Source organism: Thermosynechococcus sp. OHK43 (assembly GCF_014466085.1).
Taxonomy (GTDB): domain Bacteria; phylum Cyanobacteriota; class Cyanobacteriia; order Thermosynechococcales; family Thermosynechococcaceae; genus Thermosynechococcus.
Map to the genome: position 1 here is coordinate 1 of NZ_JACOMP010000147.1, position 2,948 is coordinate 2,948.

Annotated in this window: 2 protein-coding genes and 1 pseudogene; all 3 read left to right on the forward strand. The window is 53.1% G+C overall.

Annotated elements, in window-relative coordinates:
* Positions 1-176 precede the first annotated feature (176 nt).
* Complete coding sequence (locus H8Q75_RS06265) at positions 177-1,349, forward strand: hypothetical protein (protein WP_297040925.1); 1,173 nt, start codon at positions 177-179, stop codon at positions 1,347-1,349.
* 82 nt (positions 1,350-1,431) lie between these two features.
* Positions 1,432-2,359: pseudogene (locus H8Q75_RS06270) on the forward strand (isoaspartyl peptidase/L-asparaginase).
* 120 nt (positions 2,360-2,479) lie between these two features.
* A partial coding sequence (gene ndhK / locus H8Q75_RS06275; protein ID WP_297040926.1) for a photosynthetic/respiratory NAD(P)H-quinone oxidoreductase subunit K occupies positions 2,480-2,948 on the forward strand: 469 nt, incomplete at its 3' end.

The window sequence follows — 2,948 nt, forward strand, 5'->3', positions numbered from 1 at the left end:
ATTCAAACCTAAGGCATTTTTCAAATCCATTAGGGAAAAGCTTAACCAAAAGATAACCGAAAAATAATGTTCTCCTATGCTGAATTCGACATAATTTAGACAGGTGGCATCAAGTGTAAGTACAGTTGCCGCTTTCAAGCAATTCAATTCGATGCTCATTCCGGGGGGATACGCAAATGAATGAGACACTAAAGGGCACATCCAAAGTTCACCTTGCCGCCGCCACCACCTTAGCAGACCTGCCCTATTTTTCCTATCAGGTTTCCCCCGAGACCATTGCCGAAGAGGTGGCTGAGCAATTTCAACGTGATCCTGAGCTACCAGGGGTCTTGGTGGTGGTGGGCGATCGCGTCATCGGCATGATCTCCAAGGTCAAGTTTTTTGAGCGCATGAGTCAGCAATTTGGCCGGGATCTATACTTGCCGCGCCCCATTAAGTTAATGCCGGAAATTGCCAATCCCAAAGTTCCTCCGCTTGTCTTGATGGCACGCACCCCCGTTGAAGAAGCTGTGGAGCAGGCCTTGAATCGCCCCCCTGCCTTTGTCTATGAACCCATTGTCGTGCGCACGGGCAAGCAACTGGTCTTGGTGGATATGCGGGTCGTCCTAATTGCCCAGGCTCAAGTCCTGAGTAGGAAAAATCTTTTTATTCAGCAGCAGCACCTCCACACCCAGCAAATCCTTGAGAGCCTAAGAGTGGAAAAAGAGCGCAACCAGGACTACGCCAAGCGCCTTGAAAGCGAGCTCACCCGCACTCAACAGATGAATGAAGCCCTAGAGCAGCAGGAGCGCTCTGTCCGTGAGCAAGCAGAGCGGATTGCTCAACTGAACCAACGGTTTATTTCCATCAGCCAAGTGCTCTCAGAGCGCGGCCAAAAGGCCTTTCAGGAAACCTTCACAGGGGTTAACCAAATTACCCGCCACACCGCGGAGGTCTATCGTCTCAGTGAAAGGCTGAAGCGGGACGTGGAAATTATTGACCAAGCCACCCATCAAATTGCCGAGATTACCCGTCAGGTGAAGCACCTTGCGGTGCAAGCGGGGTTGATTGCCAGTCGCAGCGGCCAGCGGACGGTGGGCTTTGATTTTATTACTGAGGCAATTAACAAACTGGCCAACCAAGTGGTTGTTGCCAACCAGCAGGTGGAGGAAATGGCCAATCATTTTCGCCATCACATCCGCGAAGTGGTGCAGTCCACCGCCTCTGGCGAAAAAATCGCGCGATCGCTCCTCAGTCAAGTAGAAACGACTCAGCAAGCCATCCAAGAACTGCAAACCCTCCTGGATGCTGAGGGTACAGCCGCCGCCGAAACCGAGAAGGAAGTTCTGCCAACCGCTGTGGTTGCTTAAGGCGGTAGATTTAGGCCATGGCCACAGGCTATCTTGGAGCTAGAACACTTTTAATTTCTAGGCTTAATTTTTAGGATTGAGGATGCCCCGACCCACTGTTATTCTCCATGGCGGCGCCGGCAGGTCGCTCCAAGATAAAGGTGGTCTCATTCCTGTCCGCCAATCCCTCCATGGCATTGTCACCCAAGTAGTTCAGGCCCTCAAAGAAGGAGCAACGGCGATTGAGGCAGTGGTTTTGGGGTGTCGGCTCCTAGAAGATGAACCGCGCTTCAATGCCGGCACAGGCTCGGTGCTGCAGTCCGATGGGCAGATTCGCATGAGCGCCTCTTTAATGGATGGGCAGCGGCAGCGCCTTAGTGGTGTCATCAACGTCTCGCGAGTAAAAAATCCCATTGATCTTGCCCACTGGCTACAACAGTGCCCCGATCGCGTTCTGTCCGATGTGGGGGCAGCAGAATTGGCTCGTGAATTGCAGCTTCCTGTGTATCAACCCCTAACGGATCAGCGACTCTACGAATGGCTGGAGGAACGCAAGGGGAATTTCTCAAAATCAATGGCGAGGGTGGTGGCCGAAGAGGCAGGACGGGGCACGATTGGTGTCGTGGTTTTAGATCAGCAGGGACACTTGGCTGTGGGGACTTCCACTGGCGGCAAGGGTTTTGAGCGTATTGGGCGGGTGAGTGACTCCGCAACCCCAGCTGGAAACTATGCCAACAGCTTAGCAGCGGTCAGTTGTACAGGCATTGGTGAAGACATTCTCGATGAGGCGCTGGCCACGCGGATTGTGGTGCGAGTAACCGATGGCCTGTCCCTCGGGGCGGCCTTTGAAAAATCCTTCCGGGAAGCCGCCAGTCGGCAACGGGATTTTGGCGCCATTGGCTTGGGATCATCAGGGGGCGATCGCCTGGGGTAAGACCTGTGATGTTCTTCTTGCGGCCTACTGGGATGGCACGACCATTGGCGATACCTTGGAATTACCACCGGGGCTACAGGTGGGCAGTCAAAAATAATTTATCCTTGATGTCAAGTTTTTTTATTGCTTGCTGGAGCGGATTGGGTGCATCCGTTGGGGCAAACCCCTATAATCTTAAGTGTTTTTACATTTGGCCGATGTCCCTTGAGGGAACCCTATGACCAATACGACCTCGCCTGCTATTCTCAATCCGATTGCCCGTCCTGAAGTTCCCCAAGAACTTGCTGAAAATATCATCCTCACATCCCTCAATGATGTCTATGACTGGGCACGGCTATCGAGCCTCTGGCCGCTCATGTATGGCACTGCCTGCTGCTTCATTGAGTTTGCTGCCATGATTGGCTCGCGCTTCGATTTTGATCGCTTTGGCTTGGTGCCCCGCAACAGCCCCCGTCAGGCAGATTTGATCATCACCTCCGGCACAATCACGATGAAGATGGCACCGGCTTTGGTACGCCTTTACGAGCAAATGCCCAACCCCAAATACGTGATTGCCATGGGTGCCTGCACGATCACAGGGGGCATGTTTAGCTCTGATTCTTATTCCGCTGTGCGTGGTGTGGACAAGCTGATTCCCGTAGATGTCTATTTGCCTGGCTGCCCACCCCGTCCAGAGGCAATCATGG